This window comes from Natrinema sp. CGMCC1.2065, assembly GCF_051225675.1.
Classification (GTDB): Archaea; Halobacteriota; Halobacteria; order Halobacteriales; family Natrialbaceae; genus Natrinema; species Natrinema thermotolerans.
Map to the genome: position 1 here is coordinate 1 of NZ_JBPJSJ010000001.1, position 25,385 is coordinate 25,385.

The following is a 25,385-nucleotide window of genomic DNA, read 5'->3' on the forward strand; positions in this document are numbered from 1 at the left end:
GGCGCGAGCATCGTACCGAGCCGCCGGCGGGGAGCGTCGATGCGCTCATCGAGGAGGCAGAGCCCGCGCCGGGCGCGGCGGCGACCGACTCGAGCGACGGGGCGACGGCGCGAGCGTCGTCAGTCGACGGGTTCGAACTCCGGGGGACCCCGTCGGTCTCGCGGCGAGGCGAGGGGCCCGACAAGCGGGCCGAAGCGGGTGCTGCTGAGACTGGAGGGGCCGGTCGCTCGAGCAAGACTGGTGACTCACGAGCCGGCGATCGATCGACGGCCGTCGACGAGTCCGGGACGGATTCGGACGGGTTCGGGACACTCTCGGGGACCAGCGAGCGGACGCGGATCGGCGACGACTCGTTCGGAACCGATATCGAGGGTGCGTCGGCGCCCGATCGCTACCGCGCGCTCGGCGCGGCGCTCGATGCAGGCGGGGACGTCTCGGTCCGCGGGCTGCTCGAGGACGACGACTTTCTCCCCGAGTTGCCGGCCGCCGACCCCGACACGGTCCGCATCGAGTACGCCGACGGCTGCGATCCGGTCGATCCGTCCGAGGCGGCGGCCGTCGCCGAGGAAGACGGCTTCGAGTGGGTCGACGCTGGGGATCTCGAGACGACGCGGCTGGCCGGCGAGTAGCGACGGCGGTATGGTGAGGCGTATCACAACGTTTTTGCCCCACTCACGAGTGCCACCGAGTATGGCACCCGAATCCCACGAAGCCGGTGTCGGCGATCAGCTACGGCGACCGCGATCGGGATTCGGTTTCTTCTTCGCCCGGTGAGACCGGGCCGGTGGACCCGAGAGCGGTCACATCGATCGCTCGCGGCGAAACCGACCGTTCGCGACGCCGGCGGGACCCGTCCCGCACGGTATCGGAACCGCTAACTGACCGACACGCAGCCATTCAACCAAGCGAATGCAACTCCCATCACAACAGGTCGCGGTCCTAGAGGCCGCGAGCGCGGACGAGGCAACGTCCGTCGACGCCCTCGCCGCGGCGACCGACCTGCCCCCCGAAACCGTCACGGGGGCCGTCTTCGAACTCGAGGACGAGGGGCTGGTCGCCGTCAGCGAGCGGGTCGACGAAACGGTGACGCTCACCGACGAAGGTGTCGAGTATGCCGGCGACGCCCTCCCCGAGGTGCGACTCTACGAGGCCGCCCTTGAGGCCGGCGCCGACGAGGAATCGACCCAGATGGGGCAAGTCATCGGCACCTCCGGACTCGAGGGACCGCAGGTCGACATTGCGCTCTCGAACTACGCGCGGAAGGGATACGGCACGATCGACAGCGGTGAGATCACCGCCGATCCCGACGCCGACCCTGCGGCCGACGCCGAAGCCGACGCGCTCGCTGCCCTCGCCGACGCGGGCGAGACGCCGGTCGACGCCGTCGACATCGATTCGGACACCGTCGACCAGCTCGAGCGTCGCGGACTGGTCGACCGCCACGAGTCGACGGTTCGTGACGTCACGCTGACCGAACGCGCCGTCACCGAACTGATGGCGGGCATCGAGACCAGCGAGACGGTCGGTCAGGTCACGCCCGAACTCCTGACGAGCGGCGAGTGGGACGACGTCGAGTTCGCCGACTACAACGTCGAGGCCGACGCCGAGCGCTTCGACGGCGGCAAGGTCCACATCCTGCGCCAGACCGCCGAGCGGGTCAAAGACACCCTCGTCGGGATGGGCTTTCAGGAGATGGACGGCCCCCACGTCGACGCGGATTTCTGGATCAACGACTGCCTGTTCATGCCCCAGGACCATCCCGCTCGCACGCACTGGGACCGGTTCGCCTTAGAGCAGCCGACCCACATCGACGACCTCCCCGCGGACCTCGTCGACCGCGTCGAGCGCGCCCACAAGGAAGGCGTCGGCCCGGACGGCGAGGGCTATCACTCGCCGTGGGACGAGGACTTCGCTCGTGCGCTGGCCCTGCGGGGCCACACCACCTCGCTGTCGACCCGGTATCTCTCCGGCGAGGAAGTCGGCGATCTCGAGCCCCCACAGCGGTATTTCAGCGTCGAGAAGGTCTATCGGAACGACACGCTCGACCCGACCCACCTCCTCGAGTTCTTCCAGATCGAGGGCTGGGTGATGGCCGAGGACCTCTCCGTTCGCGATCTGATGGGGACCTTCGAGGAGTTCTACTCCCAGTTCGGGATCGAGGACATCCAGTTCAAGCCCCACTACAACCCCTACACCGAGCCCAGCTTCGAACTGTTCGGCACCCACCCGACGACCGGCGAGCTGGTCGAGATCGGCAACTCGGGGATCTTCCGCGAGGAAATGCTCGAGCCGCTGGGCGTCGAGTGCGACGTGATGGCCTGGGGACTGGCCCTCGAGCGGCTGCTCATGCTGATGTACGGCTTCGAGGACATCCGGGACATCCACGGAACGCTGTGTGACCTGGAACTGCTGCGGGAGACGGAGGTGACCTACTGATGCCCACGGTCGACATCGACCCCGACGAACTGCGCGAGCTGACCGGCAGCGAGGAGAAAGGCGACGAAGAACTCAAAGACGACCTGTTCGGGCTGGGCCTCGAGTTCGAGGGCCGGACCGAGGAGGGCGCGTTCGAACTCGAGTTCGCGCCCGACCGGCTCGACCGGCTCTCCGTCGAGGGCGTTGCCCGCTCGCTGCGGTACCAGTACGGCGACGCGCGGGGGATTCACGTCCCGTCGCCGAACTCGGCCGAGTGGACGATCGAAGTCGACGACTCCGTTCCCGACGAGCGGCCCTACGTCACGGGCGCGGTGATCCGCGACGTGGACCTCGACGACGAGGCCCTCGAGTCGGTCATCCAACTGCAGGAGAAGCTCCACGCGACGATGGGGCGCAAGCGCGCGAAGGGCGCGATCGGCATTCACGACCTGACGATGCTGAAAGGCACTGCCGCCACCGAAGGTAATCCGACCATCCAGTACGTCGGCCTCGAGCCCGACGAGGACCGGTTCGTCCCCCTCGATTCGGACGCGGAGATGACGCCCGCGGACGTCCTCGAGGACCACCAGACGGGCCAGACCTACGCCGACCTCGTCAGCGAGTATGAGCGGTATCCGGCGATCTACGACGACATCGGGCTGTTTTCGTTCCCGCCGGTGATCAACGGCCGGCGCACCGAGGTGTCGACGGACTCCCGTGACCTGTTCGTCGAGATGACCGGCACCGACCAGTGGACGATCGACAAGATGTTGAACATCGTCTGCTACGCGCTGTCGGCCCGCGGGGCCACCATCGAGGAGGTGAACGTGGAGTACCCGGATCACGAGGTCGTCCGACCCGACTTTGCGACGAAGACGAAGACGGTCGCCCACGACCGCATCGAGACGATCCTCGGCATCGGGCTCGATCCCGAGGAGGTCATCGACCTCGCCGAGCGCTCCGGGCTCGAGGCCGACCGCGAGGAGAACGACGCGGGCGACCTCGTCTACGAGGTGACGATCCCGCCCTACCGGGTCGACGTCCTCCACCCGCTGGACGTCATCGACGACCTCGGACGGGCCTATGGCTTCAACGACCTCGACCCGCGCTATCCCGACGTGGGGACCGTCGGCGGCCGTCACGAGCGCTCCCGGCTCGAGCGAGCGGCCCGCGAGCAACTCGTCGGGCTGGGCTTCGAGGACCTGCTGAACTTCCACATGATCAGCGAAGCGGAGAACTACGACCGGCTCGACGTGTTGCCCGGTGACGACGTCTACGGGGCCGGCGAACCCGCGACGATCAAAGAGCCCTACAGCGAGGACTTCACCATGCTGCGGACGTGGGTCATGCCTTCGCTGTTGATGGTGCTGGAGCGAAACACCCACCGCGCCTATCCCCAGAACCTCGCGGAGATCGGCTTCGCGGCCAACGTCGACGAGAGCGAGAATACGGGCGTCGCGGAAGGCCGTCGCGTCGGGGCCGTCCTCGCCCACCACGAGGCCGGGTACGAGGACGCCAAGGCCCGACTCCAGGCGCTGACCCGAAACTTCGGCGTTGACCTCGAGACGCCGCCGACCGACCACCCGACCTTCATTTCGGGTCGAACCGCGGCGGTCGTCATCGACGGTGAGGAAGTCGGCGTGATCGGCGAAGTCCATCCGAAGGTGCTGGTCGAACACGACCTCGAAGTGCCGGTGTCGGCCTTCGAGTTCGACCTCGAGGCGCTGCGCTGAGAGAAGGCGGTTTTCTCAGTTTAGCGGTTTGCCGCGATGGCGGCCCAGATACGGTACCGCGAGCGAAGCCGAAGGCTGAGCGAGCGGCCTTTTTGGTCCAGATTTTTGCGCTGAGTGGTTCGCTCGCGGAGCGAGCGAATCCCGAAGCGTAAAAAGGTGGGTCTTAGAACTCGTGTTCGACGTCGTCCTCGTCGGCTTTCTGGATGATGATCTTGCCGTCCCGGACTCGGACGAAGACTTCGTCACCGATATCCATGCCCGCGACCTCGAGTTCGTCCTCGTGGAGGTTCAGATGGACGTTGTGGTAGTTACCGTCTTCGTCTTTCGCACCGCTTGGACTCAGCTTCTTTTTCCGTACCATCGCGGGATTCTATCCCGAACTTCGCCGTAGGATATACTTAAGTGTTTTCGACGCCTTGGAGCGTGACCCGGACGGGTGGCGCACGCGGTGGCGGGACCGTCGACGCGGAAACTGCGGAAACGTGGCGGCCGCTGCTCACTTAAAGATACCGACGCAGTCGGTCGATTAGTGGGGATATCTTTATGTCGGATCGTGTGCTGGACTGACACGGAGGCGAAAATCATGGTACGCGAAGACGGGAAACGAAACTTTGCACTGCGCGAATCGGGCGGCGACGAATCGAGCGTCTTCTCGGGGAACACCCCCCGGCAGGCGGCGCTCAAGGCGGCCCGGCGACTCGAGCCCGGCTCGAGCGAGGAGTCGGCCGAGCGGGTCGAACTCAGACTGCGGGAGAAAGGTACCGACAAGGTCCACATCTACGACGGCTGGGCGTGGGAGGAGACGGCACCGGACGACAAGCCCGACTGGATGCCCGACGAGATCACGGAAGCGAACGTCTCGAAGAAGGGAATCGAACACTTAGACGAGTAAGTCGCCCGCTCGGTCGTTTTCTCGGTGTCTCGACGACACCGGCGTGGGCGCAGTGGAGAGCCCGTCACCAGCGTCGCCCGAAGCGACCGAGATGGGTCGGCCGCAACAGGAAGTCGACGATCGACCACCAGCCCTTCGTTATGATTTTGTATATCGATGGAAAGATCGTATAGTCTGCATTTGTCAGAACTACATATGGAATAATACTGGACGTACCTGTTGGGAAGTGACCCAACAGATGGGGTTGTTCTAATAAGTAGGTTTATACGGACGGTCGCGTTTCGCTCGAGCAGAGCATGTGGATGAACGTAGACTGTTTCACCGATTCATACAGCACAGATAAGAGTATATCGGCAATATTGGGGAAATTTGTCCCCTTATCTGCGCTATTAAGAGCCATATCGAAAAGAGGAATTGTTACCGTTTCAGGAGGTGAGCAGCCGTGATCAAGATGACCAAGTGGCGGACGTTGGTGTTGGCGACGATCGGGTTCAACTTCTCGTTTCTCATCTGGTTTTCCTTCGCGCCGTTTACCGGGCCGATGGCCGAGGAGTTCGGCCTCTCGGTGACTGAGATCGGGATTCTGGCGAGCGCGGCGATCTGGCTCGCACCGTTCGGTCGGATACTGACCGGCTGGCTCTCCGATCGCTGGGGCGCGCCGACGGTGTTCGCCATCGTGTTGGCGTACGTCGGCGTGTTCTCGATGGCGTCGGCGTTTGCCCAGTCCTACAGCGTGTTCTTCGTCACGCGGCTGATCGTCGCGACGGCGGGGATCACCTTCGTCATCGGGATCCAGCACGTCTCCGAGTGGTTCGACGAGGAACACCTGGGGACCGCCGAGGGGATCTATGCCGGCGTCGGGAACGCCGGTGCCGCCGGCGGCGCGTTGCTCCTCCCTCGCGTGTTCGGCGAGGGGTGGAGCGGCCCCCTCTTCGAGAGCAACTGGCGGGCCGCCTTCTTCTACACTGGGATCGTCTCGATCCTGCTGGCGATCGTCTACTACACGATCGGGGAGGCCGCCAAATCCGAGCAGCGCCGGCAGGCGACCGCCGAGAGCGCGACGCTCAAACAGTGGCTTCACACCGCTACTCGCTACGGAACCGTCGTCCTCGCGCTGGCGTACGTGATGAGCTTCGGCCTCGAGCTGTCGATGAACGGCTGGCTGGCGACCTACTACCGCGAGGGGTTCAACACGGAGAACCTCGTCCTCGCGAGTACGTTCGCGGCGACGTTCTCGGTCGCGGCCGGGCTGTTGCGGCCCTTCGGCGGCTACGTCAGTGACCTGCTCGCGCGCAAGGAGAAGAACATCCTGCCCGTCTTCACCGGCCGGTACCGCGAGCAGTGGACGTTCGTCTCGCTGTGTTTCATCGTGCTGGCAATGATTGGGATGACGCTGGCCGGACTGTCCGGACAGGTCATGCTCGCGGTCGCCGCCGGCTTCGTCGTCGGGATGGGCTGTGCGTTCGCCGAGGGCGCGATCTTCGCGCAGGTCCCGGCCATGTTCCCGAACAGTTCCGGGAGCGTCGCCGGCGTCGTCGGCGGCGTCGGGACGGTCGGCGGGATCGTCTACCCGCTCGTCTACGCCGCACCGGTGATGCCGAGCCTCCACACCGGCTACTCCGTCGTCGCGGCCACGATGATCCCCATCGTCTTGCTGTGTGCGTGGGTCTTCCAGCCCCACGTCGCCGAGCGGGCGACCGAGGACGGCTTCGTCGCCGCGAGCGCCGGGAGTACCGTCGCGGGCGAACCGTCCGACGACTGACCTGCGTTCGACGAGCCGCCGGCCGTGGAGCCGCCAGCACACCGCCGAGAAACCCAACGGTCTTTTGACCCGTAGCCTGCTATCGGTTGGTAATGGCTGCAGTCACGCTGGGACCCGAAGGGACCTACTCACACCGAGCGACGACGGCGGTCGCCGACGACGGCGAGATCGACTTCCGCCAGTCGGTCACGGCGATCGTCGACGCCGTCGACGGCGGCGAGTACGACCGCGGCGTCATCCCGATCGAGAACAGCATCGAGGGATCGGTCACCGAGAGCCTCGACGCCCTCGCGGAGTACGACGTCGCCGTCGTCCGCGAGATCGTCACGCCGATCAGACACGCCCTGCTGGCGCAAGGACCCGAGTTCGACACCGTCGCGAGCCACTCACAGGCGCTCGCACAGTGTCGCTCCTACCTCGAGCGCGAGTACCCCGACGCCACCCTCGAGGCCGTCGCGAGTACGGCCCAGGGGGTCGAGTTCGCCCGCGACGATCCGTCGGTCGCGGGGATCGGCCACCCGGCCAACGCCGACGACGGCGTCGACCTCGAGGTCCTGGCCGAGGACATTCAGGATCAGGACTCGAACGCGACGCGCTTTTTCGCGATCGCGCCCGCCGCGGAGCGATCGACGGGCGGCGGGAAGACCTCGCTGGTGGTCTACCCCAACGCCAACTACCCCGGCCTGCTACTCGAGTTGCTCGAGCCGTTCGCGGACCGCGACATCAACCTGACCCGCGTCGAGTCACGGCCGAGCGGGCAGCGACTCGGCGACTACGTCTTCCACGTCGACTTCGAGGCGGGTCTCTACGAGTCCCGAACGCAGGCGGCGATCGCGGACCTCGAGGAACTGGCCGAAAAGGGGTGGGTCAAGCGGCTGGGTTCGTACGATACCGAACACGTCGTCGAGTAGTCGACGGCACGACGACCCGGCGGATCAGTCGGTCGTCGAGCCGTCCGGGCGGAGCCACGCCCGAATGCGGTCTGCATACGCGAAGAGGCCGATCGCGAGCCCGGCGACGAACGAGAGCAGGGCCGGGACGACGATCCACAGGAGGTCGGGATGTTCCGTACCGGTGTGAAGAACGACGTCTTCCATGCGCGACCGTAGGCCGACGCCCGGCATAATAGTCGCGATCGATCCCGAACCGTACCGGAAGCCGTTTTCCGTGCCCCGCCGTAGCACGGGTATGGCACTCGATGCAGGCGACGACGCGCCGACCGTAACGGCACCGAATCAGGACGGCGAGGACGTCACCCTCTCGTTCGAATCGCCGACGGTCCTGTATTTCTATCCGAAAGACGATACCCCCGGCTGTACGGTCGAGGCAAACCAGTTCCAGCGCGAACTCGAGACCTACCGCGAGGCCGGCGTCGACGTCTACGGCGTCTCGATCGACGACGTCGACTCCCACCGTGCGTTCTGCGATTCGGCGGGACTCGAGTTCGATCTCCTCGCGGACCCCGACGCCGAGATTGCCGACGCCTTCGGCGTCGAACTGCGCGACAGCGGCGTGACGACGCGGACGACGTTCCTGCTTTCCGACGGCGAGGTACAGGCCGCTTACGACGGCGTCGATCCCGACGGCCACGCCCGCGAGGTGCTGCTCGACGCGCTCGAGGACGGCCTCGTGACGCTGCCGGAGTGACGACGACTTCTGTCGATACATCGCGGGCAGAATTTATCCCCGGTGGAGTTCTAGTAGTACGTATGCGACGAAATCCGTTCGACGAGATCGAGGAGATGCTCGACCGCGTGAGCAGTCAGGTCGAGGAGGGGATGACCGCCGGCGGGCTACAGGTCCCCGGCTCGGTGCCGGTCGACGTCGCCGACACCGGTGAGGAGTTCGTCGTCACGGCCGACCTGCCCGGCTACGAGACCGACGACATCGAACTGACGCTCGCGGACGGAACGTTGCGCCTCGAGGCCGCCCGGACCGACGAGGTCGAGGACGCCGAGAGCCGGTATATCCGCCGCGAGCGGACCGAGACTACCGCGAGTCGTCGGATCCGCCTGCCGGAGCCGGTCGACGAGGAGGCGGTCGCCGCCGGCTTCGAGAACGGCGTGCTGACGGTCCACCTCCCGAAGGTTTCGGAGGGCGAGGACTCGAAGCGGATCGATATCGAGTAGCCGGCGCCGGATCCCTCTGCGACGCCCGTTTTTTCGGTCGTGAGTACGAGGTCGACCAGCGACGCGAGCGCGGCGACGGCGTCCGCGCGGTCGCTGTGGCCCGCCGCCGAGATCGATCGTTTTCGGACAGTTATTATGTCTCGATGACAACAGCTCGGCCATGGTCCAAGTGTTCGCACTCGTCATCGCCGGGATCTTTCTCCTGTTCGGCGGTGTCACGTTGTCTCGAGCCGGCGAACTCGACGATCGAAGCGAAACGATCGGCGAACTCGCGTCGGCGAGCGACGAGCGGGTCGAGCCGGGCGGCGAAGCGACGATCAGCGGCCCGGTCCACGTCCTCGAGTCGGCGTCGCCGACGCGGACCGGCCCCGAACCGAACGGGGGCGAGTCGGCCGCGCTCTGGGCGTGGCGCGTTCGTCAGAAGGAGAACACGGGAAACGGCAGCCGGTGGCGGACCGCCGAGTCCGAACTGGCGATCGGCGAGTTCGCCGTCGATCAGGGTTGGGATCGCGTCCGCGTGGACGCAACGACGCTGGCGACCGACGCGGACGGCGACCCCTTCGACTCGCCGGGGCTGTTTCTGGGCGATCCCGAGACGGAGTCCTATCTCGGCGACCTCGATCCGGTCAATCGCTTCCTCGAGCGAACCGGGCTGGCGAGCGAGGACGGCGTCGTCAGCGACCTCGAGTTCAACGTGAGCGTCGGCGGAAAGACCACCATGCCCGACAAGTATCAGGCCACCGTCGTCCGTGACGGCGACGAACTGGTCGTCCGGGGCGAACTGATCGAGACGGCCGACGGCTACGCCCTCCGCGGAACCGACGAGACGCCGCTCGCGATCGCGGCCGGGAGCCTCGAGGACCAGCGCGAGCAGGTGCGCTCGTCGGTTCGGCTCCGTCGGGCGGCCGGCGGGGTTTTCGTCGGCGTCGGCCTGCTCGTCGCGGTTCTCGCCGTCCTCTGACTTCGGGCCGGCGCTAGTACCACGCCCCGCCCGACGAGACGTTGATGTCCTGGCCCGTGACGTGGCGCGACGCCGCGCTCGCGAGGTGGACGGCCATGTCGGCGACCTCCTCGGGCGGGACCAGATCGTCGATCATGAGGCTCTCGCGGACCTCGCCTTCGACCGCTTCGACGGGAACGCCCGCCTCCTCGGCCTGTCGCTCGAAGACGCCCCGAATGCGATCGCCCTCGACCGGGCCGGGACAGATCGCGTTGACTGTGACGCCGTCGTCGCCGAACTCGGCCGCCAGCGCGCGGGTCACGCCGATCAGCCCCATCTTCGAGGCGGCGTAGGGCCCCCGGTTGGCGTAGGGTCGCTTGCCGCCGATCGAGGAGATGTTGACGACGCTCCCTCGCTCGGACTCGCGCAGGTGCGGGGCCGCTGCCCGCGTGACACGTGCCACGCCGACGACGTTGACATCGAGCGTCTCGAGCCACTCGTCGTCGGTCGTCTCCTCGAGCGGCGCGGTGGGGCCGGCGATCCCGGCGTTGTTCACGAGACAGTCCAGCCCGCCGAAGGTCTCGATCGTCTCGTCGATGGCGTTTTCGACCGAGTCGGGATCGGTCACGTCCGTCTCGACCGTCAGCGTCCGCTCGGGGGCGTCGATCAGGTCTTCGGTCTCGTAGATCCCGTCGCTTCTGGCCGCGAGGACGACGTTCGCACCCTCATCGGCGAACGCGATGGCGATTTCTCGGCCCAGTCCCTGGCTCGCGCCCGTGACGAACACTGTGGAGTCTGCTACCATGACTCGAGATGGCGTGAGACGGGACTAAAATTCCTCGGCTACCGGAACCGCCGACGCCACCGATAGCCGGGCACCGGCGGCGACCGACCGCTACCGCTCGAGGTGGCGAAAGAGCTTCGCGGCGTTGTCGGCGGGGTCGGCCCGCCGCCACTCGAGTTCGAGCAGGACCAGCCGGTCGTCGCCGATCCCCGCGACGTCGACGGGGGTGCCGGCCAGCCGGTGTTCGACCTGCCACTCGAGGGCGGGATGCCGGGCGGCGAGGGCGTCCCGGAGCCGTCCCTGCGTCTCGCGTGCGAGTTCGCCCACGAGCTGGAGCTGGCCGCGGGGCGTCGTAAACGTTGCTCTCGACGACCGACCCGCGGGCGTTCGACCGGTCGATGGGGGTACGGTATGGAAAGCTATAGGGCGGCGTCCCCGCCTAGAGCTATATAAGCAAATGAGCGACGCGGGATACGACCACGCGACGGTCGAACGGCGCTGGCAAGAGGCGTGGGACGAGGCGGACGTCTACCGGACGCCCGACGACGTCGAGGATCCGACGTACGTCCTCGGGATGTATCCGTACCCGTCGGGCAAACTCCACATGGGCCACGTCCGCAACTACACGATCACGGACGCGTACGCTCGCTTCCGACGAATGCAGGGCGACGATGTCCTCCATCCGATGGGGTGGGACGCGTTCGGCCTCCCCGCGGAGAACGCGGCCAAGGAACGCGACACCAACCCCCGCGACTGGACGTTCGACTGTATCGAGACGATGACCGACCAGATGGAGTCGATGGGCTTTGGCTACGACTGGGATCGGGAGATCACCACCTGCACGCCCGACTACTACCAGTGGAACCAGTGGCTCTTCTCCCGGTTCTACGAGGAGGACTTGGTCGAACGCCGCGACGCCGAGGTCAACTGGTGTCCCCACTGCGAGACCGTTCTGGCCGACGAACAGGTCGAAGGCGAGGCCGAACTCTGCTGGCGCTGTGACACGCCGGTCGAACAGCGCGAACTCGAGCAGTGGTTCCTGCGCATCACCGAGTACGCCGACGACCTGCTCGAGGCGATCGACGACCTCGAGGGGTGGCCCAACTCGGTCCGGCAGATGCAGCGCAACTGGATCGGCCGCCAGTACGGGGCGGAGGTCGATTTCGAGGTCAGCGAGGCGCCACGCGCCTCGAGCGGACGCGGCGAGGGGAGCGAGCCGCGGGAGTACGGCCCGGTCACGGCCTTCACGACCCGCATCGACACCATCCACGGCGCGACCTTCTTCGCGCTCGCGCCCGACCACCCGATCAGCGAGGAACTGGCCGAGGAGGACGAGGAGATCCGCCGGTTCATCGAGGAGGAGGCCGACCCCGACGGCGACGAACCCAACGGCGTCGAGACGGGGCTGACCGCTACGAATCCCGCCACCGGAGAGGAGATCCCAGTCTACGTCGCCGACTTCGTCCTCTCGGACGTCGGGACCGGTGCGCTGATGGCCGTCCCGGCCCACGACGAGCGCGACCATGCCTTCGCCGAGAAGAACGGAATCGAGATCAGACCCGTCGTCGCACCCGACCCCGACGACGGTGAGGAGCCTACTGTGCCCGACGTCGAAGACGAGGCGTTCACCGAGGACGGCGTCCTGATCGACTCCGGCGAATACAGCGGCCTCGAGAGCGAGAGCGCTCGCGAGCGACTCACTGCGGACATCGAGGGCGCTGCGGAGGCCACACAGTATCAACTGCGTGACTGGGGGATCTCCCGCCAGCGCTACTGGGGGACGCCGATCCCGGTCGTCCACTGCGACGACTGCGGCCCCGTCATGGTTCCCGAGGCGGACCTGCCCGTCGAACTGCCGGAGTTCATCAACACGACCGGCAATCCCTTGGACGCCGCCGAGGAGTGGAAGCAGACGACCTGTCCCGACTGCGGCGGCGAGGCGACCCGCGAAACGGACACGATGGACACCTTCGTCGACTCCTCGTGGTACTTCCTGCGCTACGTCTCGCCGGACTTAGAGGACGCGCCCTTCGACCTCGAGCGGGCCAACGACTGGATGCCCGTCGACCAGTACGTCGGCGGCATCGAACACGCCGTGATGCACCTGCTGTACTCGCGGTTTTTCACCAAGGTGCTGGCCGACCACGAGGGACTCGACCACCGCGAACCCTTTACCAACCTGCTGGCACAGGGGATGGTCCAACTCGAGGGCGAGAAGATGTCCAAGTCCAAGGGCAACGTCGTCTCGCCCCAACGGATCGTCGAGGAGTACGGGGCCGACACCGCGCGGCTGTTCATGATGCAGGCCGCCCAGCCCGAGCGCGACTTCGACTGGAGCGAGGAGGGCGTCCAGTCGACCTACGCCTTCCTCGAGCGCCTGCAGGGGATGGTCGAGGAGTACGCCGCCGAAACGCCCGACGGCGACGACGACGCGATCGCGAGTTACGTCGACGCGGAGATCGACGCGACGGTCGCCATCGCCACGGCGGAGTACGACGACCTGACGTTCAACAAGGCGTTGCGTGAAACGCAGGACCTCGTGCGAACGCTGCGCCAGTACGTCGATTACACCGAGCCCCACGCCGAGACCTACGAGCGCGGGCTGTCGGCCGTGGTCCGCTTGCTCGCGCCGGTCGCACCCCACATCGCCGAAGAACTCCACGAGACGCTCGGCGACGACGGGTTCGTCGCCGAGGCCGAGTGGCCGACCGCCGAGATCGACCGCGACCGGGTCGAAAAGCGCCGGCAGTTGGTCGAGAACACCCGCGAGGACATCCGCGACATCGTCGAGGTCGCCGGGATCGAGGACCCGACGGGGATCGAGGTCGTCGTCGCCCCCGACTGGAAGTACGACGCCCTGGAGATCGCGATCGAGAGCGACGCCGACAACCTGATCGGCGAACTCATGAGCGAGTCCCACATCCGCGAGCAGGGCGACGCTGCGGCCGATTACGGCCAGGACCTGCAGGTCGAACGGGAAGCGCTCTCGATGACGCTCGGCCCCGACGAGGAACACGCGGCACTGGAGTCGGCGGCGTGGCTGATCGAACGCGAATTCGACGCCCCCGTCGACGTCGTCCACGCCGTCGACGCCGACGAGGGCACCCTCGCCAACGCCGAACCCGGACGACCGGCGATCGAGATCGACGACTGATACCGGTTGCCGTACCGGTGGAACACAGGGCGGTCGCGATCCCATTGCTCGTCGTTTCCGCGCTCTTTCTGGGACGCTCGGGAACGGTCGGTCCGACGGCCGAGGACCACTGTACCAACCGACCGACATCACCGTGTCCTGGCTCGAGTCGCCCGAAGAGTCGGTCGTCGACCCGGCCGACTGACGCCGAGGAGCGGCTTCGCTCCTCGGAGCCGCCGACGACTGCCATCGGAACTGACAGCTTGCTATCTAGTTTATACGCCACGCAGTCGTACGGGTCGCTACAGACCTGTTGGTTTCGAGGATGACCGAACAACGCACGGACCCCGTTCGATGGTCGTTTGCGAACGGCTCGTCGCCGAACGCACCACACGTCGTCTCGATGACCTGGCGAGACGGCCTGTTCGTCCACTGGCCGGTCGATCCCGACCGACTGCGCCCGCACGTACCTGACCGGCTGCCCCTCGAGACGCGGGACGGCCGTGCCTGGCTGAGCGTTCTCCCGTTCGTCCTGACGAAGGTCGGACTGCGCGGGACCCCGTCGGTGCTGCGACTCGCCTTTCCGGAACTCAACGTCCGAACCTACGTCCGCTACCGGGGCGATCCCGGCCTGTACTTCTTCAACATCGACGTCGACAACGCGCTGGTCGCGGCGACGGTCGGGCGGACGACCCAGTTACCGGTCTCCCGCGCACGGATGCGGGTCGGGGCAACCGACCAAAACCACGTGGCCTTCGAGAGCGAACGGGTGAGACACGAGGGAGGCGGACCCCCCGCCCGGTTCGCCGCGACCTACCGGCCAGACGGCGAGGTCTTCACCGCAGACCCCGGCACGCTCGCGTACTGGCTTGCGGAACGCCGGCGGTTCTACGCGCCCGATTCCACCGGCGTCCTGACCGGCGAGATCGCACACGACCCGTGGCCGCTCCAGCCCGCCGCCGTGACGATCCACGAAAACACGCTGCTCGAGGCCGCCGGCCTGCCGACGCCGACCGGCGAACGGGTGGTCCACTACGCCGACGAACTGTCGATGACGGGGTCGATTCCGCGGCGGTTGCGCGGTCGGTGAGTCGGTCGCCGATCGGTCGGCCGGCGACGTCGAGAACGGACGTCCCTTACGCCGAGTCGTCGACGCCGACGATATCGAAGGGGTGGCCGTCACCGTCCGCCGACGCCCGCTCGTAGACGACCCGTGCGGCGGCGACGTCCTGGATCGCGAGCCCGGTCGAGTCGAAGACCGTGTTGCCCGTCTCCGCCGTCCGTCCCGCTTTCGACCCGACGACAAGTTCGCCGATCTCGCCGTGGATGTCCGCGTCGGTCAGCACTCCTTCGTGGTACGGGACGTTGATCTCGCCCGAGTGGGTACACTGTTCGTGGTCGTCGATGACGATCCGCGCCGCCTCGAGCAGGGCGTCCTCGAGTTCGTGTTTCCCCTCGGCGTCGGCCCCGATGGCGTTGATATGCGTGTGGTCGCCGACGTCGTCGGGGCCGACGATCGGGTCCTCGACGGGCGTCACCGTCGACAGCACGTCGCAGTGGCCGGCCTCCGAAATCGAGCCCCCGCGAACGTCGAACCGGTCCTCGTAGGTCTCGACGAACCGTTCGACACGCTCGTCGTCGGGATCTGAGACCACGACTTCCTCGATCGGTCGCACCTCGCTGATCGCCTCGAGCTGGGTGTAAGACTGGACGCCGGCCCCGACGAGGCCGAGACTCGTGGCGTCCTCGACGGCCAGGTAGTCAGTGGCGACGGCCGCGGCGGCACCGGTCCGTTTCATCGTGAGCGTCGTCCCGTCCATGATCGCCAGCGGGAAGGCGGTCTCGGGGTCGGAGTAGATCATCGTCCCCAGAACGGTCGGCAGGTCGTGGTCCGCGGGGTTGTCGGGGTGGACGTTGACCCACTTGAGCCCGGCGGCGTCCCAGTCGCCGGTATCGAGGTAGGCCGGCATCGACCGGAAGTCGCCGTTGTACTGCGGTAGATCGATGTAGGACTTGGCCGGCATCTGCGTGTCACCGCGTTCGAAGGCCCCGAAGGCCTCCTCGACGGCGTCGATGACGGCCGCGAGTACAGCGTGTTCGTCGACGTCATCGCTGTCGAGTAGAAGTGTGTTCATACCCGCGAATATTGCGGGCTCGTACTTAGTTCGTCGTGACTCGAGGGCACCGTGTCAGACGGTAACTCGAGGCCGCCATGGCAGACGGGATCGCCCGGTATGGCCTCTGCTTCCATTCCCACAGTAACAGGTCCGGTTTCGGGGCCTCAGCCCGTCGCCCGAACCAACACCATGCCGGTCCGATACGACTCGAGTCGGCGCTCGTCTCCGCCGTCGTCGGCGGTCGCCGTCGCGACCATCTCGGGGGAGAGGTCGGCCGCGACGACCCGCGGAACGTCCCGGTCGGCGACGGCACCGGCGACGTGGCCCGCGCCGGTGGCCACGTCGAGTGTCCGCGTCGCGCCCGCGGTCCAGTCGGCGAGGCGCTCGAGGTCTGCGCCCGCCTTGAGGACGGTCCCGTTACGGTAGGCGTCCATCGCGCCGCTGAAGGCGGTCGCTACGTCTCGCTTTCTGTCAGCGTCGTTCGTCACGACTACTTCTTGTATCTAAATATACATGAGAGTTGGGAGGCGCCGGCGCTCGAGTCTCGAGCGATTCGTGGGAGCGCGAACTGCGGGAGTCGGTGTTCCGGGAGCGCTACCGAAAGAGAAAGTGATCAGATGGGCCGACTGCAGTGGGCGACTCGAACGGATCGACACTCAGTAACTCCGCTCGAGTCGGGCATCGGCGAGTGAGCGCAGCGCCACGCGCCGCGGAAATGCGAACGGGCGCGAAGCGCCCGTGAGCGGTTTGGAGAACCCGAACGACGCCGTTCACCGAGCGCGGCAAAGCCGCGCTCGGGCCGACGACCGATGTGAGCGGAGCGAACGGAGGGAGGAGTGCTTTTATACTAAATTTTGCCGAGGGGCGGCTTCGCCGCCCCGCAGAGCAAAATTTAGGTTTAGCTCGCGGGTCACTCCGTTCCCCGCTCGCCTTTCAGAGGTCTTCGCTTCGCTCAGACCTCTCTTACATCATGCCGCCCATGCCGCCGCCCATACCGCCCATGCCGCCGCCCATGCCACCGGGGCCGCCGGCGGGCATGTCGTCGTCATCGTCGTCGTGGGAGACCGCGAGGTCGCCCGCGGCGATGACGTCGTCGATGCGCAGCAGCATGACTGCGGCTTCAGTAGCGGACTCGATGGCCTGGGTCTTCACGCGCAGCGGCTCGTAGACGCCCTCGGCGTCCATGTCGATGGTGTCGCCGGTGTAGGCGTCCAGCCCGGCGCCGGTGTCGCCACCGTCGTGGGCGCTGCGGAGTTCGACCAGCGAGTCGATGGGGTCGAGCCCGGCGTTCTCGGCCAGCGTGCGCGGGATGACCTCGAGCGCGTCGGCGAAGGCCTCGACGGCCAGCTGTTCGCGGCCGCCGACGGAGTCGGCGTAGTCACGCAGCGCGAGCGAGAGTTCGATCTCGGGTGCGCCGCCGCCGGCAAGCACCTTGCCGTCCTCGATGGTCGTCCGGACCACGCCCAGCGAGTCCTCGATGGCGCGGTCGATCTCGTCGATGACGTGTTCGGTGCCACCACGGAGGATCAGGGTGACGGCCTGGGCGTCGTCGACGTCCTCGACGAAGATGCGCTGGTCGCCGGCGATCTCCTTCTGAGCGACACTACCTGCGGCACCGAGGTCGTCCTCGGTCAGGTCGTCGACGCTCGAGACGGGCGTCGCGCCGGTCGCGCGGGCCAGCTGAGACTGGTCGCTGGATTTGACGCGACGGACCGCGATGATGTTCTCCTGTGCGAGATAGTGCTGGGCCATGTCGTCGATGCCGCCGTCGACGAAGACGACGTCGGCGCCGGCGTCGGCGACTCCCTGGGCCATCTCCTTGAGCTGCTGTTCCTCCTGTTCGAGGAACTGCTCGAGCTGGTCGGGGTCGGTGACGTTGACCTCGGCGTCGATCTCGGTCTCTTTGATCTCGAGGTCGCCGTCGATGATCGCCACGTTGGCGTCCTCGGCGAAGTACGGCATGTTCTCGGAGACCCGTTCCTTGTCGACGATGACGCCCTCGACGAGTTCGGAGTTCTCGATGGAGCCGCCGACGACCTTCTCGACTTTGATGTTGTCCGTGTCGACGCCGTCGTCGCCGGCGACCGCGCGAACGGCCTCGACGACGAGTTCCGAGAGCAGGTCCTTGGCGTTCTCCGCGCCCTTGCCGGTCATCGCCGTCGCGGCGATCTGCTCGAGGACATCAGTGTCGTCCTCGTCGACGTCGATGGCGACTTCTTCGAGGGCCTCGGTGGCCTCCTCGGCGGCCTCTCGGTACCCCTGGGCGAGGGTCGTGGCGTGGATGTCCTGGTCCAGCAGGTCCTCGGCCTGGCTGAGGAGTTCACCGGCGATGACGACCGCGCTGGTCGTGCCGTCACCGACTTCCTCTTCCTGGGTCTCGGCGACTTCGACGATCATGTCGGCCGCGGGGTGGTCGATCTCCATCTCCGAGAGCAGCGTGACACCGTCGTTGGTGACGATGACGTTGCCCGAGGAGTCGACGAGCATCTTGTCCATCCCCTTCGGGCCGAGCGTCGTCCGAACCGACTCGGCGACGGCCTTCCCGGCCTGCACGTTCATCGACTGCGCGTCCTCCCCGGAGGTGCGCTGGCTGTCCTCCGAGAGTACGATAAGGGGCTGGTTGCCCATCTGCTGTTGAGCCATAGTCAGTCGAAGGATTGATTGTGATTCTATATAAGCTTTTTCCTATCCGACGAACAGGGACGGCTGAAGATGCCCCCGTACGGCGGTTTCGGTCCGAACGACGTAGGGGTATATATACTCACACTCGCTGAGAACCAGCGCGGAGACGGGCTATCGCGTGGAATTCCGACGGGCCGTGACTAACGATAGAAAAGCGGTTCGACGAAAACGGCGACGGTGGACGGACTCGACCGCTCGTTCGCAGGGCCGCCGACTGAAGCCAACCGACCGACCGCAGGGATCAGGACTGACCGCCGGGGAACCGGTGGTACTCCATCCCCTTGTGTTTCATCTCGTTGTGCTTCTCCTCGAGGAACGAGTACACCGCCCCGTGGGGGGCCCCATCGAGGAGCATCTCGGCGGCGGTGCGGACGGCGTCGACCTCCTGTGGTGCGCCGATGACCCCGAGCGTCGAGCCGTAGATGACGACATCGGCCCCGGTCAGTTCCTCCATCAGTTCGCGGGTCCGGCCGCCCTCGCCGATGAGCCGGCCCTTCTTGCGTTTCATGTCGTTTTTGTTGCGCGACGCGGCGTCGATATCGACGACGTCGAACAACATCATGTCGTCCTCGAGCAGTCGCAGGGCATCCTCGGGCGCGAACCCGCGGCCGATCGCGCGAACGATCTCGGGACCTTTGAGGCCGAGTACGGGGTCGCCGACGGTTTCGACGGCGACGGAGCCGTTCTCCGAGTCGATGTCGAGTCGCACTTCGGCTGCCGCCTCGATCTCGCGCATCGTCTCGCCACCTTCACCGATGAGAACGCCGATGCGGTCCTGCGGAATCTTCACGTGCTGCATACTGTTCGATACTCACTGGGCGAGGTTAAGCGCTTGGTCCGCGAGTACCGGGTGTTCCGTGCCACCGTCACGCGCGCCGTCTCGAGTCGTCGCGCGGCCGAACGGTCCTACTCGAGAAGAGAGCGGAACCGCACCGACTGCGATCGGGTATCGACGATCGCGACCGTCCGGTCGTCGTCGGCCGCCAGTACGTGTGCGCCGGGGTTGAGGACCGTCGTCCGGCCGTCCGCCGATAGCTCGCGCTCGTGGTGGTGGCCGTAACAGACGAAATCGTAGCCGTCGCCGGCCGCGATGGCGTCGACCTCCGCCTTGCTCTCGCCGTGGAGAACGGCAAAGGAGAGCCCGTCGAACTCGAGGTCGGCGAAGCGGCCGTGGAGTTGGCTCTCGCCGCCCAGCGAGTCGAACGCGCGCTGGAGGTTCCGGACGTCGCCGTCGTTGTTCCCGAGGACGCCGTGGAGTTCGAACCCCTCGAAGTAGTCGACCATCAGGGGTGCGACGAAATCGCCGCAGTGAACGACGATTTCGACGCCCTCCTCGGCGAAGATCTCGGTGGCGCGTTCGATGGCCTCGACGTTGTCGTGGGTGTCGGAGACGATACCGATGTGCATACGCGTTTCCGCGATAGCGATCCACTAAGGCGTTTGGACGACCGCGCGAACGCGATCAGTTCCGCGAGGGATCCGGCTCCGGGCTCGTGACGAACTCGAGTAAATCGTCTTCGGTCACCTCGAGCCCCTGTCGGGAGAAATAGCCCGCGACGTTCCGGCAGTCCCGCTCTAAGAACTCGCGGCTGTTGGGGTGGTGGACCGTGACGGCCTGTCCCAGATCGATCAGCACCAGTTGGCCCTCGCTCTCGTCGAAGACGACGTTGTACTCGCTCAGATCGCCGTGGATCAGCCCGGCCGAGTAGAGCCGACGCATGTACTCGCGCATGACCTCGTAGGCGGTTTGTGGGTTCTCGATGTGGACCTCGCCGAGCCGTTTCGCGCGGCCGTCGTCGGTGCCGATGTACTCCATGACCAACACGTTGCGCTCGGTGGCGAGCGGTTCGGGGACTCGGACCCCAGCCGCCTGCGCTCGCCGGAGGTTCGCCAGTTCCTTTTTCGTCCACGCGAGAACGACGTCTTTCTTTTTCCCACCGAGGCCCTCGAACCGGGGGTCGCCCTCGAGGTAGTCGCGCATCTGCCGGAAGTTCGAGGCGTTGATCCGGTAGATCTTGACCGCGACCTCGCGGTCGTCGCCCAGCGCGTGGTAGACGTTTGCCTCCTTGCCGGTCGAGAGCGGCCCGCCGAAGGCCTCGACGTAGCCGTCCTGGACGAGTTTGTACAGCGCCGCGAAGGTCGCGTCGTCGAAGACCGACTGCTCGACCTTGAACTGCTCGGCGTCCTTGATCCGCTCCTCGAACTGCTCGAACTCGCGGTCGCGCTTGCGGGCGATCCGGTCGGCTTCGGTATCCGAGACGTCGATCTCCTCCCACTCGTCGCCGGGCGAATCGACGTCCTCGAGGTCGACCAATCCGAACTCCGTTCCCTGACCCATCTGCTCGATCCTAGGCGCCCCAACGGGTAAAGTACCGGGTCCGGCCGACGGCCGTCGCCGGGCACTGGGCCCGGCGTCCGAAAGAAGATCTATTTATACCCGGTTTCGCAAACACGGACGAGACTCGCACATGGGAGTTGACTTCACACCGAAAGCCTACGACGACATTCCCGAGGACGAGCGACCGAGCCTGGGGGAAGCGCTCGTCCCGATCGCGGGCATGATACTGTTCCTCTCGGTCGGGATGATCTGGCTCGAGATGGACCCACAGATGCCGTTGTTGTGGGGGATCGCCTTCGCGGGGCTGCTCGGGCGGTACTACTTCGGCTATTCCTGGGAGCGGCTCTACGATGGCATCAGTCGCAGTATTCTGACCGGACTGCAGGCCATTCTCATCCTGTTCGTCATCTACATGCTCATCTCGTCGTGGATAGATGCCGGGACGATCCCCACGCTCATGTATTACGGACTGGAGTTCCTGTCGCCGGGGATATTCCTCCCCTTTACCGTCGTCCTCTCGGCGGTCGTCGCCTTCGCGATCGGGTCCTCTTGGACGACGGCCGGAACCCTCGGCGTCGCGATGATCGGGATCGGCTCCGGGCTCGGGATCCCGGAGGCGATGACGGCCGGTGCCGTGCTGTCGGGGGCCTACACCGGCGACAAGAACTCCCCGCTCTCCGATACCACGAACCTCGCCGCCGCGGTCACGAACACGGATCTGATGGACCACATTCGGGCGATGCGTCCCGGAACGATGATCGCGTTTACCGTCTCGCTGGTCCTGTTCGTCGTGTTGGGACTGAACACGAGCGGGACGATCCCCGTCGACCGCGTCGCCGAGATGCAAGCCGGCCTCGCGAACAGCTACGTCGTCTCACCGATCACGCTCCTCCCACTGATCGTCACGTTCGCGCTCGCGTTCTATGGGTTTCCGGCGCTGCCGTCGCTCGGCGTCGGCATCTTCGCCGGCGTCGGGATCAGCACCACCGTTCAGGGAGCGAGCTTCGCCGCCGCCTGGGAAGCCGTCCACAACGGAACGAGCCCAGAGACCGGCCTCGAACTCACGAACGAACTGCTCGCGAGCGGCGGCCTCTCGGGCTCCGTGTGGGTCATTACGATCATCGTCGCCGCGCTGGCACTCGGCGGGATCCTGCAGGAGATCGGCGTGCTGGCATCGATCGCGTACCACATCGGCCAGGCCGTCAGTAGCGTCGCCGGGCTGACCGCCGGGACGGCCGCCGGGACGATCGCGATGAACTTCCTCGCCGCGGAACAGTTCATGGCGATCGTCGTGCCCGGGATGACCTTACAGAACCTCTACGACGAGTACGACCTCGAGAGCCAGAACCTCTCGCGGGCGGTCGAAGCCGCCGGGACGACGACGTCGGCGTTCGTTCCCTGGGGATCGGGCGGCGTCTTCATGGCGTCGACGCTCGGCGTGCCGGTCATCGAATACGCGCCGTACTACTTCTTCGGGATCCTCTCGCCGCTGGTCCTCATCGCGATGGGCGTGACCGGCTGGGGAATCGTCTACAAGGAGTCCGCCGAGGCGGAACCGACGGCGGAGACGGCGACGCCGTCCGTCGACTGAGCCGACTCGTCGCACGGCCGGACCGTCGCGGCACCGGTCATCGAACCGGAACCGACTTTTTCCTCTCGGCCCTCGTAACGGTACACAGTGTCATGGACGAACTGTACGCACGACGGACGATAGCGGGAACGGACCGATGACGAGCCACGAGGTAACCCTCGAGTGGACCGACGGCCGGACGCGGACGCTCGACGTGGCCGAGAGCCAGACGGTCCTCGAGGCGGCCCAGCGGGTCGGCGCGCGACTGCCCTACGACTGCCGGAGCGGGACCTGTATCACCTGCGTCGGCCGACTGCTCGGGCTCGAAGACGGCGAGACGGACGCGGAGGACGGGGCGCGGCCGGACGTGAGAGATGCCTTCGCGTATCGCCGGCAGCCGCGGGCGCTGACCGACGACGAGCAAGGTGAGGGCTACGTCCTGTTGTGTATCGCCTCGCCGCAGGCCGACTGTCGCATCGAGGTCGGGCCGCGGGTGCGCGCCGAGGTCGGCGACAGCCCCTGGGCGTAGGTCCGTCCGCTCGCGTCATCCCCGACCAGATTTATTTACCCGCTCGTGGTCGGGAGTGCCATGAGTGACGCTAGCACGCCAGACGACGTCGAACCCGGCCACGACCACGAACACCACCACGAGGGGCCCGGCTACGCGACGCCCCAGGCCGCGATCGAGGAGAGCGAGCGGGAACGGTTGGCGTACGTGATGAGCCTCTACGTCGGTACGGACGTCGACGCGCCGGATTTCGTCGCGGTCGTCGATCTCGATCCCGACTCCGAGACCTACTGCGAGATCGTCGACCGGGTCGAGATGCCCGAGCGCGGGGACGAACTCCACCACTTCGGGTGGAACGCCTGCTCGTCCTCGTGCCACATGGACGGCCTCGAGCGGCGACACCTGATCGTCCCCGGCCAGCGCTCCTCGCGGATCCACGTCCTCGACGCCGCCGACCGGCGGAATCCCGAACTCGAGACGGTGATCGAACCCGAGGACGTCTTCGAGTACGACCTCTCGGCACCCCATACCGTCCACTGTATCCCCGACGGACAGATCCTGATCAGCATGCTCGGCGACGCCGACGGCGAGCTTCCGGGCGGGTTCCTCGAGCTGAACGAGGACTTCGAGATCGAGGGACGCTGGGAGCCGCCGGGCGAGATCGAGATGAACTACGACTACTGGTACCAGCCCCGCCAGAACGTGATGGTCTCGAGCGAGTGGGCCGCACCCAAGACGTACTATCCGGGCTTTGACCTCGAGGACGTCGAGGCGGGTAACTACGGCCGGAAGCTCCACTTCTGGGACTGGGAGGACGGCACCGTCGAGCAGACGATCGACCTCGGCGAGGAGGGGCAGATTCCGCTCGAGGTGCGATTCCTTCACACGCCCGAATCGACCCACGGGTTCGTCGGGGCCGCGCTCTCTTCGAACATGTTCCACTTCTGGCGGGACGAGAGCGCGGATGACCGGCAGGGAGCGTACCGCGCGGAGAAAGTGATCGACTTCGAGGCACGCGACCACGAGGACTGGGACATGCCCGTGCCGGGGCTGACGACCGACATCCTGATCTCGATGGACGACCGGTACCTGTTCGGTTCGAACTGGCTCCACGGTGAGGTCTGGATGTACGACATCTCGGACCCCTCGAACCCGCGGCGGGCCGATTCGCTGTCGGTCGGGGGAACCTTCGGCGAGATCCAGGAGGTTCAGGGCCGGGAACTCGCCGGCGGCCCGCAGATGCTCCAGCTCTCGCTGGACGGCGAGCGCCTCTACTGGACTACCTCGCTGTTCTCCTCGTGGGACGACCAGTTCTACCCCGAGGAGGCCGAGCGCGGCTCGGTGATGCTGAAAGCCGACGTCGACCCCCGCAAAGGGACGATGGAACTCGACGAGGACTTCCTCGTCGACTGGGGCGACTGTCCCGAGGGACCGGCCCGCGCCCACGAGATCCGGTGGCCCGACGGCGACTGCACGAGCGACGTCTGGCAGTGACTCACCGCGCCGGCAGATGACGAGCCACGACGTGACCCTCGAGTGGCCCGACGGCCGCATTCGAACCATCGAGGTTCGCGAGGGCGAGACGGTCCTCGAGGCGGCCGAACGGAACGATATCGGACTTCCGTTCGGCTGTCGCACCGGTGCCTGCGGGACCTGTACGGGTCGGCTACTCGAGGGTGCCGCCGACGATGCCCTCACGCACCGCCGACGGCCTCGAGCCCTGAAGGACCGACACCTGTCGAACGGCTACGTCCTGCTGTGTCTCGCCGCGCCGCGGGCCGACTGTCGGATCGCCGTCGGCTCGAGCGTTCACACGGAACTGGTGGACAACCCGTGGAAGTAATTCAGTAGATCTTCCATTGTCCATCCCGGCGAAAATATATACTATTAGAACGGAGAAACGAATATGGTGTCACCTCCCCTCGTCCACACTCTTCCTCCGGCATGGCGATTCGCGCTCATCGGTTCAATAGCTTCGCTACCCGTCATCGCCGTGCTAAACTGGCTTCCGAATTCGGAGGCGACCATCGGCGGTGGTATAATGATAATCGGAGCGTTCGTCGCAGGAGTCATCGCTGCGATCCGCTCGTCGGACCCAGGTGCTGCTGGACTCCGCGCTGGTCTCATTGGTGGCGCCCTCGGACTGCTCGTAGTCATCGTGACGGCAGGGACGACGGCAACATGGTCGCTACAGAGGGTCGTGTTCGTCGTCTTCGCCAGTGGATTGGTGGTGTGTGTTGCACCCCTATTCGGCCTCGGATCCGGTCGTGTCGGTGGGTGGGTAGCAAACACCGTTGGCTCCCGACGAACGACCAACGCGGACGCATCATAACGGATTGTCGGACAGCGCTTCTATACTGACCGTTCGAAGTGATCGGTCGA

25 protein-coding genes and 1 pseudogene are annotated in these 25,385 nt (G+C 66.2%); 16 read left to right on the plus strand and 10 right to left on the minus strand.

Translation table 11 applies throughout. The features are described from left to right. The 3 genes and pseudogenes from ACSBP4_RS00005 to pheT form a co-directional block, all read left to right on the plus strand. A pseudogene (locus ACSBP4_RS00005) lies at positions 1 to 629 on the plus strand (hypothetical protein); the annotation flags it as partial. A 280-nt stretch (positions 630 to 909) separates the two neighbouring features. Next, positions 910 to 2,436, plus strand: a complete 1,527-nt coding sequence (locus ACSBP4_RS00010; protein ID WP_435551005.1) for a phenylalanine--tRNA ligase subunit alpha — start codon at positions 910 to 912, stop codon at positions 2,434 to 2,436. Continuing rightward, the gene (pheT, locus tag ACSBP4_RS00015) at positions 2,436 to 4,148 is read left to right on the plus strand and encodes a phenylalanine--tRNA ligase subunit beta (protein ID WP_435551006.1); all 1,713 of its coding nucleotides are present in this window, start codon (positions 2,436 to 2,438) and stop codon (positions 4,146 to 4,148) included. The genes ACSBP4_RS00010 and pheT overlap by 1 nt, the downstream gene beginning before the upstream one ends. Before the next feature lie 163 nt (positions 4,149 to 4,311). Here the strand turns inward: pheT and ACSBP4_RS00020 are convergent, their stop codons facing one another. After that, positions 4,312 to 4,509, minus strand: a complete 198-nt coding sequence (locus ACSBP4_RS00020; protein ID WP_006183297.1) for a hypothetical protein — start codon at positions 4,507 to 4,509, stop codon at positions 4,312 to 4,314. 222 nt (positions 4,510 to 4,731) lie between these two features. Here ACSBP4_RS00020 and ACSBP4_RS00025 point away from each other — a divergent pair, with 222 nt between their 5' ends. The 3 genes from ACSBP4_RS00025 (at position 4,732) to pheA (ending at position 7,713) form a co-directional block, all read left to right on the plus strand. Continuing rightward, complete coding sequence (locus tag ACSBP4_RS00025; protein WP_006183296.1) at positions 4,732 to 5,040, plus strand: non-histone chromosomal MC1 family protein; 309 nt, start codon at positions 4,732 to 4,734, stop codon at positions 5,038 to 5,040. 451 nt (positions 5,041 to 5,491) lie between these two features. Beyond that, positions 5,492 to 6,802, plus strand: a complete 1,311-nt coding sequence (locus ACSBP4_RS00030; protein WP_435551344.1) for an MFS transporter — start codon at positions 5,492 to 5,494, stop codon at positions 6,800 to 6,802. 92 nt (positions 6,803 to 6,894) lie between these two features. Further along, a complete protein-coding gene (gene pheA, locus ACSBP4_RS00035) occupies positions 6,895 to 7,713 on the plus strand; it encodes a prephenate dehydratase (RefSeq protein WP_049965122.1) in 819 nt (272 codons plus the stop codon). A 24-nt stretch (positions 7,714 to 7,737) separates the two neighbouring features. On the opposite strand, the gene ACSBP4_RS00040 is transcribed toward pheA, so the two are convergent. After that, a complete protein-coding gene (locus tag ACSBP4_RS00040) occupies positions 7,738 to 7,899 on the minus strand; it encodes a hypothetical protein (RefSeq protein WP_015298660.1) in 162 nt (53 codons plus the stop codon). Positions 7,900 to 7,990: 91 nt separating this feature from the next. Here ACSBP4_RS00040 and ACSBP4_RS00045 point away from each other — a divergent pair, with 91 nt between their 5' ends. The 3 genes from ACSBP4_RS00045 (at position 7,991) to ACSBP4_RS00055 (ending at position 9,892) form a co-directional block, all read left to right on the plus strand. Continuing rightward, the gene (locus ACSBP4_RS00045; RefSeq protein ID WP_435551007.1) at positions 7,991 to 8,449 is read left to right on the plus strand and encodes a peroxiredoxin; all 459 of its coding nucleotides are present in this window, start codon (positions 7,991 to 7,993) and stop codon (positions 8,447 to 8,449) included. A 62-nt stretch (positions 8,450 to 8,511) separates the two neighbouring features. Beyond that, positions 8,512 to 8,931: an Hsp20/alpha crystallin family protein gene (locus ACSBP4_RS00050; protein WP_373633286.1), complete on the plus strand. Its 420-nt coding sequence runs from the start codon at positions 8,512 to 8,514 to the stop codon at positions 8,929 to 8,931. 160 nt (positions 8,932 to 9,091) lie between these two features. Then, positions 9,092 to 9,892, plus strand: coding sequence for a hypothetical protein (locus ACSBP4_RS00055; protein ID WP_049965125.1), 801 nt, complete (start codon positions 9,092 to 9,094; stop codon positions 9,890 to 9,892). 13 nt (positions 9,893 to 9,905) lie between these two features. Here ACSBP4_RS00055 and ACSBP4_RS00060 read toward each other — a convergent pair whose 3' ends face one another. Both ACSBP4_RS00060 and ACSBP4_RS00065 read right to left on the minus strand, forming a co-directional pair. After that, the gene (locus ACSBP4_RS00060) at positions 9,906 to 10,676 is read right to left on the minus strand and encodes an SDR family NAD(P)-dependent oxidoreductase (protein ID WP_435551008.1); all 771 of its coding nucleotides are present in this window, start codon (positions 10,674 to 10,676) and stop codon (positions 9,906 to 9,908) included. Positions 10,677 to 10,766: 90 nt separating this feature from the next. Next, positions 10,767 to 10,982, minus strand: coding sequence for a hypothetical protein (locus tag ACSBP4_RS00065; protein ID WP_435551009.1), 216 nt, complete (start codon positions 10,980 to 10,982; stop codon positions 10,767 to 10,769). 130 nt (positions 10,983 to 11,112) lie between these two features. On the opposite strand from ACSBP4_RS00065, the gene leuS reads away from it, so the two are divergent. Together leuS and ACSBP4_RS00075 are read left to right on the plus strand one after the other, a co-directional pair. Beyond that, a complete protein-coding gene (gene leuS / locus ACSBP4_RS00070) occupies positions 11,113 to 13,809 on the plus strand; it encodes a leucine--tRNA ligase (RefSeq protein WP_435551010.1) in 2,697 nt (898 codons plus the stop codon). A gap of 304 nt (positions 13,810 to 14,113) precedes the next feature. Next, entirely contained in the window at positions 14,114 to 14,878 is a 765-nt protein-coding gene (locus ACSBP4_RS00075; protein ID WP_435551011.1) for a YqjF family protein, read from the plus strand. A 46-nt stretch (positions 14,879 to 14,924) separates the two neighbouring features. On the opposite strand, the gene ACSBP4_RS00080 is transcribed toward ACSBP4_RS00075, so the two are convergent. From ACSBP4_RS00080 to rio1, 6 genes are all read right to left on the minus strand, one after another. Continuing rightward, on the minus strand, positions 14,925 to 15,923 hold the full coding sequence (locus tag ACSBP4_RS00080; RefSeq protein ID WP_006648623.1) for an ornithine cyclodeaminase family protein: 999 nt from the start codon (positions 15,921 to 15,923) through the stop codon (positions 14,925 to 14,927). Between the two features lie 146 nt (positions 15,924 to 16,069). Further along, complete coding sequence (locus tag ACSBP4_RS00085; protein WP_435551012.1) at positions 16,070 to 16,393, minus strand: hypothetical protein; 324 nt, start codon at positions 16,391 to 16,393, stop codon at positions 16,070 to 16,072. A 475-nt stretch (positions 16,394 to 16,868) separates the two neighbouring features. Then, positions 16,869 to 18,533: a thermosome subunit alpha gene (thsA, locus tag ACSBP4_RS00090; RefSeq protein ID WP_006183280.1), complete on the minus strand. Its 1,665-nt coding sequence runs from the start codon at positions 18,531 to 18,533 to the stop codon at positions 16,869 to 16,871. A 295-nt stretch (positions 18,534 to 18,828) separates the two neighbouring features. Further along, a complete protein-coding gene (locus ACSBP4_RS00095) occupies positions 18,829 to 19,386 on the minus strand; it encodes a KH domain-containing protein (protein WP_006648621.1) in 558 nt (185 codons plus the stop codon). Between the two features lie 107 nt (positions 19,387 to 19,493). Next, positions 19,494 to 19,994, minus strand: coding sequence for a metallophosphoesterase (locus tag ACSBP4_RS00100; RefSeq protein ID WP_006183278.1), 501 nt, complete (start codon positions 19,992 to 19,994; stop codon positions 19,494 to 19,496). 55 nt (positions 19,995 to 20,049) lie between these two features. Beyond that, on the minus strand, positions 20,050 to 20,925 hold the full coding sequence (rio1, locus tag ACSBP4_RS00105; RefSeq protein WP_049965130.1) for a serine/threonine-protein kinase Rio1: 876 nt from the start codon (positions 20,923 to 20,925) through the stop codon (positions 20,050 to 20,052). Between the two features lie 130 nt (positions 20,926 to 21,055). On the opposite strand from rio1, the gene nhaC reads away from it, so the two are divergent. From nhaC to ACSBP4_RS00130, 5 genes are all read left to right on the plus strand, one after another. Beyond that, positions 21,056 to 22,516, plus strand: a complete 1,461-nt coding sequence (nhaC, locus tag ACSBP4_RS00110) for a Na+/H+ antiporter NhaC (protein ID WP_435551013.1) — start codon at positions 21,056 to 21,058, stop codon at positions 22,514 to 22,516. Between the two features lie 136 nt (positions 22,517 to 22,652). After that, positions 22,653 to 23,024: a 2Fe-2S iron-sulfur cluster-binding protein gene (locus ACSBP4_RS00115; RefSeq protein ID WP_006648618.1), complete on the plus strand. Its 372-nt coding sequence runs from the start codon at positions 22,653 to 22,655 to the stop codon at positions 23,022 to 23,024. 60 nt (positions 23,025 to 23,084) lie between these two features. Then, positions 23,085 to 24,497: a selenium-binding protein SBP56-related protein gene (locus ACSBP4_RS00120; RefSeq protein ID WP_435551014.1), complete on the plus strand. Its 1,413-nt coding sequence runs from the start codon at positions 23,085 to 23,087 to the stop codon at positions 24,495 to 24,497. 16 nt (positions 24,498 to 24,513) lie between these two features. Then, on the plus strand, positions 24,514 to 24,846 hold the full coding sequence (locus ACSBP4_RS00125; protein ID WP_435551015.1) for a 2Fe-2S iron-sulfur cluster-binding protein: 333 nt from the start codon (positions 24,514 to 24,516) through the stop codon (positions 24,844 to 24,846). A gap of 63 nt (positions 24,847 to 24,909) precedes the next feature. Beyond that, positions 24,910 to 25,335: a DUF5518 domain-containing protein gene (locus tag ACSBP4_RS00130; RefSeq protein ID WP_373633275.1), complete on the plus strand. Its 426-nt coding sequence runs from the start codon at positions 24,910 to 24,912 to the stop codon at positions 25,333 to 25,335. Positions 25,336 to 25,385 lie beyond the last annotated feature (50 nt).

Excerpts from the sequence above, each read along its gene's own strand:
- ACSBP4_RS00010 (WP_435551005.1), top strand. The coding sequence starts at position 910 with ATGCAACTCCCATCACAACAGGTCGCGGTCCTAGAGGCCGCGAGCGCG.
- pheT (WP_435551006.1), top strand. The coding sequence starts at position 2,436 with ATGCCCACGGTCGACATCGACCCCGACGAACTGCGCGAGCTGACCGGC.
- ACSBP4_RS00020 (WP_006183297.1), bottom strand. The coding sequence starts at position 4,509 with ATGGTACGGAAAAAGAAGCTGAGTCCAAGCGGTGCGAAAGACGAAGAC.
- ACSBP4_RS00025 (WP_006183296.1), top strand. The coding sequence starts at position 4,732 with ATGGTACGCGAAGACGGGAAACGAAACTTTGCACTGCGCGAATCGGGC.
- ACSBP4_RS00030 (WP_435551344.1), top strand. The coding sequence starts at position 5,492 with ATGACCAAGTGGCGGACGTTGGTGTTGGCGACGATCGGGTTCAACTTC.
- pheA (WP_049965122.1), top strand. The coding sequence starts at position 6,895 with ATGGCTGCAGTCACGCTGGGACCCGAAGGGACCTACTCACACCGAGCG.
- ACSBP4_RS00040 (WP_015298660.1), bottom strand. The coding sequence starts at position 7,899 with ATGGAAGACGTCGTTCTTCACACCGGTACGGAACATCCCGACCTCCTG.
- ACSBP4_RS00045 (WP_435551007.1), top strand. The coding sequence starts at position 7,991 with ATGGCACTCGATGCAGGCGACGACGCGCCGACCGTAACGGCACCGAAT.
- ACSBP4_RS00050 (WP_373633286.1), top strand. The coding sequence starts at position 8,512 with ATGCGACGAAATCCGTTCGACGAGATCGAGGAGATGCTCGACCGCGTG.
- ACSBP4_RS00055 (WP_049965125.1), top strand. The coding sequence starts at position 9,092 with ATGGTCCAAGTGTTCGCACTCGTCATCGCCGGGATCTTTCTCCTGTTC.
- ACSBP4_RS00060 (WP_435551008.1), bottom strand. The coding sequence starts at position 10,676 with ATGGTAGCAGACTCCACAGTGTTCGTCACGGGCGCGAGCCAGGGACTG.
- leuS (WP_435551010.1), top strand. The coding sequence starts at position 11,113 with ATGAGCGACGCGGGATACGACCACGCGACGGTCGAACGGCGCTGGCAA.
- ACSBP4_RS00075 (WP_435551011.1), top strand. The coding sequence starts at position 14,114 with ATGACCGAACAACGCACGGACCCCGTTCGATGGTCGTTTGCGAACGGC.
- ACSBP4_RS00080 (WP_006648623.1), bottom strand. The coding sequence starts at position 15,923 with ATGAACACACTTCTACTCGACAGCGATGACGTCGACGAACACGCTGTA.
- thsA (WP_006183280.1), bottom strand. The coding sequence starts at position 18,533 with ATGGGCAACCAGCCCCTTATCGTACTCTCGGAGGACAGCCAGCGCACC.
- ACSBP4_RS00095 (WP_006648621.1), bottom strand. The coding sequence starts at position 19,386 with ATGCAGCACGTGAAGATTCCGCAGGACCGCATCGGCGTTCTCATCGGT.
- ACSBP4_RS00100 (WP_006183278.1), bottom strand. The coding sequence starts at position 19,994 with ATGCACATCGGTATCGTCTCCGACACCCACGACAACGTCGAGGCCATC.
- rio1 (WP_049965130.1), bottom strand. The coding sequence starts at position 20,925 with ATGGGTCAGGGAACGGAGTTCGGATTGGTCGACCTCGAGGACGTCGAT.
- nhaC (WP_435551013.1), top strand. The coding sequence starts at position 21,056 with ATGGGAGTTGACTTCACACCGAAAGCCTACGACGACATTCCCGAGGAC.
- ACSBP4_RS00115 (WP_006648618.1), top strand. The coding sequence starts at position 22,653 with ATGACGAGCCACGAGGTAACCCTCGAGTGGACCGACGGCCGGACGCGG.
- ACSBP4_RS00120 (WP_435551014.1), top strand. The coding sequence starts at position 23,085 with ATGAGTGACGCTAGCACGCCAGACGACGTCGAACCCGGCCACGACCAC.
- ACSBP4_RS00125 (WP_435551015.1), top strand. The coding sequence starts at position 24,514 with ATGACGAGCCACGACGTGACCCTCGAGTGGCCCGACGGCCGCATTCGA.
- ACSBP4_RS00130 (WP_373633275.1), top strand. The coding sequence starts at position 24,910 with ATGGTGTCACCTCCCCTCGTCCACACTCTTCCTCCGGCATGGCGATTC.